General features: G+C 70.2%; 3 protein-coding genes. 2 read left to right on the top strand and 1 reads right to left on the bottom strand.

The features are described 5' to 3' along the window. Positions 1-91: 91 nt before the first annotated feature. A complete protein-coding gene (locus ACWDRW_RS40190; protein ID WP_451733513.1) occupies positions 92-1,435 on the bottom strand; it encodes a UDP-glucose dehydrogenase family protein in 1,344 nt (447 codons plus the stop codon). Between the two features lie 192 nt (positions 1,436-1,627). On the opposite strand from ACWDRW_RS40190, the gene ACWDRW_RS40195 reads away from it, so the two are divergent. Beyond that, on the top strand, positions 1,628-2,785 hold the full coding sequence (locus ACWDRW_RS40195; RefSeq protein ID WP_451733516.1) for an acyl-CoA dehydrogenase family protein: 1,158 nt from the start codon (positions 1,628-1,630) through the stop codon (positions 2,783-2,785). 149 nt (positions 2,786-2,934) lie between these two features. Then, complete coding sequence (locus tag ACWDRW_RS40200) at positions 2,935-3,765, top strand: SAM-dependent methyltransferase (protein WP_451733519.1); 831 nt, start codon at positions 2,935-2,937, stop codon at positions 3,763-3,765. Positions 3,766-3,803: the final 38 nt, after the last annotated feature.

Raw genomic sequence — 3,803 nt, forward strand, 5'->3', positions numbered from 1 at the left:
AAGTACGTCCAGTACGAGGGCTTGCACCCGGCACGCCGAGAGCACGCACCGGACGCCGCTCCTTGACGGGCAAACGTTGCCTGACGCGGCACTAGGCCGTGGGACGCCCCATCGCGCGGTACGTCCACCCGGCCTTCCGCCACAGCACCGGATCCAGCGCGTTCCGCCCGTCCAGCACCACCCGTGCCGCGGCGACCTCGCCCAGCGCCGCCGGGTCCAGTTCGCGGAACTCACGCCATTCCGTCAGGTGCAGCACGACGTCCGCGCCCCGTACCGCCTCGACGGCCGAGTCCGCGTACCCGAGGGTCGGGAACAGCCGCCGGGCGTTCACCATGCCCTTGGGGTCGTAGACCGTGACCTGGCCGCCCTGGAGGTGGATCTGCCCGGCCACGTTCAGCGCGGGCGAGTCCCGTACGTCGTCCGAGTCCGGCTTGAAGGTCGCACCGAGCACCGCGACCCGCTTGCCGAGGAAGGAGCCTCCGCCCAGCACCTGGCGGGTCAGCTCCACCATCTGGCCGCGCTGGCGCATGTTGATGGAGTCGATCTCGCGCAGGAAGGTCAGCGCCTGGTCCGCGCCCAGCTCACCGGCGCGCGCCATGAACGCCCGGATGTCCTTCGGCAGGCAGCCGCCGCCGAAGCCGATCCCGGCCCGCAGGAACTTCTTCCCGATCCGGTCGTCGTGCCCGATGGCCTCCGCCAGCTTGGCCACGTCCCCGCCCGAGGCCTCGCACAGCTCCGCCATCGCGTTGATGAAGGAGATCTTCGTGGCCAGGAAGGAGTTCGCCGAGGTCTTCACCAGCTCGGCGGTCGGGAAGTCGGTGACCACGAACGGCGACCCGTCCGCGATCGGCGCCGCGTACACCTCGCGCAGCAGCTTCTCGGCCCGCTCGCTGCGCACGCCGACCACGATCCGGTCGGGGTGCAGGGTGTCGTTGACGGCGAACCCCTCGCGCAGGAACTCCGGGTTCCAGGCCAGCTCGGCGCCCTCCCCGGCCGGCGCGTGCGCGGCGAGGTAGTCGGCGAGCCGGTCCGCGGAACCGACCGGCACGGTCGACTTGCCGACGACCAGCGCGGCGTCCTTGAGGTGCGGGGCGAGCGAGGCGAAGGCGGCGTCGACGTAACTCATGTCACACGCGTACTCGCCGTGCCGCTGCGGGGTGTTCACACACACGAAGTGCACATCGCCGAAGGCGCCGACCTCGGCCCAGTCCATGGTGAACCGCAGCCGCCCGCTGGAGCCCTCGATCCCGGCCACGTGCTTGCGCAGCAGCTCCTGCAGACCCGGCTCGAACATCGGGACCTCGCCGCGCTGGAGCATCTCGATCTTCTCGGGCACGACATCGAGCCCGAGGACCTCGAAACCGAGTTCGGCCATGGCCGCGGCGTGCGTGGCGCCGAGGTAGCCGGTGCCGATCACGGTGATCTTGAGGGCCATGGGGGGACTCCATTGACTGGTACGGCGGCGGTGCCCGCCCGAGCATAGTCGGGGCGTGGGAGTGCGCCCCACCGGGCACTTTCGCCGCTGTCGCCAAGCTCACGTATCACGCGCGGAGGCGGACCTCTAAAATTTGAGTTACTTAACGGTAATTAGCGCCAGCATCACAGCGTCTTTGGAGCGTGAGAGACCTTGGCCGGATCGGCTGACTTCGACCTGTACCGCCCGTCCGAGGAGCACGACATGCTCCGCGACGCCGTCCGCTCCCTGGCCGAGGCGAAGATCTCGCCGTTCGCCGCCGCGGTGGACGAGGAGGCGCGCTTCCCGCAGGAGGCCCACGACGCGCTGGTCGCGGGCGACCTGCACGCCGTCCACGTGCCCGAGGAGTACGGCGGCGCCGGCGCCGACGCGCTCGCCACCGTCATCGTGATCGAGGAGGTCTCGCGCGTGTGCGCCTCCTCCTCCCTCATCCCGGCCGTGAACAAGCTCGGCTCGCTGCCCGTGATCCTCTCCGGCTCCGAGGACCTCAAGAAGCGCTACATGACCCCGCTCGCCAAGGGCGAGGGCATGTTCTCCTACTGCCTCTCCGAGCCGGACGCCGGTTCCGACGCGGCCGGCATGAAGACCAAGGCCGTCCGCGACGGCGACTCCTGGGTCCTCAACGGCGTCAAGCGCTGGATCACCAACGCGGGCGTCTCCGAGTACTACACGGTGATGGCCGTCACCGACCCGGCCAAGCGCTCCAAGGGCATCTCCGCCTTCGTGGTGGAGAAGGGCGACGAGGGCGTCTCCTTCGGCGCCCCGGAGAAGAAGCTCGGCATCAAGGGCTCCCCGACCCGCGAGGTCTACCTCGACAACGTCCGCATCCCCGCCGACCGCATGATCGGCGAGGAGGGCACCGGCTTCGCCACCGCGATGAAGACCCTGGACCACACCCGCATCACCATCGCCGCCCAGGCCCTCGGTATCGCCCAGGGCGCCCTGGACTACGCCAAGGGCTACGTCACCGAGCGCAAGCAGTTCGGCAAGCCGATCGCCGACTTCCAGGGCATCCAGTTCATGCTCGCCGACATGGCCATGAAGATCTCGGCCGCCCGCGCCCTGACCTACCAGGCCGCCGCCGCCTCCGAGCGCGGCGACGCGGACCTGACCTACCTCGGCGCCGCCGCCAAGTGCTTCGCCTCCGACGTCGCCATGGAGGTCACCACCGACGCCGTCCAGCTCCTCGGCGGCTACGGCTACACCCGCGACTACCCCGTCGAGCGCATGATGCGCGACGCCAAGATCACCCAGATCTACGAGGGCACCAACCAGGTCCAGCGCATCGTCATGGCCCGCAACCTGCCGTAACCCCAAGGGTGCAGCAGGCCCCCGGTGTGCAACTGCCGCCGGGGGCCTTCGCTTTCCGTCGGACCTCGGTCAAGTTCCCGCCAAATAGGCCGAGTTGTGCCTACCTTGGTGCGCGTCACGACCGTATGTGCCCGAAGGAGTGCCGACGCATGTCCGACCTCACCACGCCATCGCCCGACGACGAGGGCGTGGCCCGCACCGCCCGGCTGCGCACCGACGTCTCCCACTCGGCGCGGATCTGGAACTACTGGCTCGGCGGCAAGGACCACTACCCCGTGGACGAGGAGGTCGGCGACCAGATCCTGTCGTTCGTGCCGGCCCTGCCCCGCTCGGCGGTGGCCGACCGCCATTTCCTGGCCCGCGCCGTGCGCCACCTCGCGGGGGAGGCGGGCATACGACAGTTCCTGGACATCGGCACCGGACTGCCGACCGCCGACAACACCCACGAGGTGGCCCAGTCCGTCGACCCGGCCTGCCGGATCGTCTACGTCGACAACGACCCCCTGGTCCTCACCCACGCGCACGCCCTGCTCACCAGCGCGCCGGAAGGCGCCACCGACTACATCGAGGCGGACGTCCACGACCCGGAGGCGATCCTGGCGGGCGCCGCCCGCACCCTGGACCTGAGCCGGCCGGTCGCCATCACCATGCTGGGCATCCTGAACTTCGTCCTGGACACCGACGAGGCCGCCGCCATCGTCCGCCGCCTCCTCGACGGCGTCCCCGCCGGCAGCTACCTGGTCGTCTCCCATCCCACGACCGAGGTGGACGGCGATGCCATGAAGGCGGCGGTGGAGTACTGGAACGGCCAGGGCTCGGCCGCCATGACCCTGCGCACCCGTTCCGACCTGGTCCGGATCTTCGAGGGCGTGGAACTGCTGGAGCCCGGCATCGTCTCCTGCTCCCGCTGGCGCCCCGACACCCCGGAGGCGGAGATCGTGGAGGTCACGCACTTCGGGGGCGTGGGCCGCAAGGCGTGAACGCGCAGGGCGGTCCCACCAAGCTCGGTGGGACCGCC

The sequence above is a fragment of the Streptomyces sp. NPDC003635 genome (genome assembly GCF_053587635.1).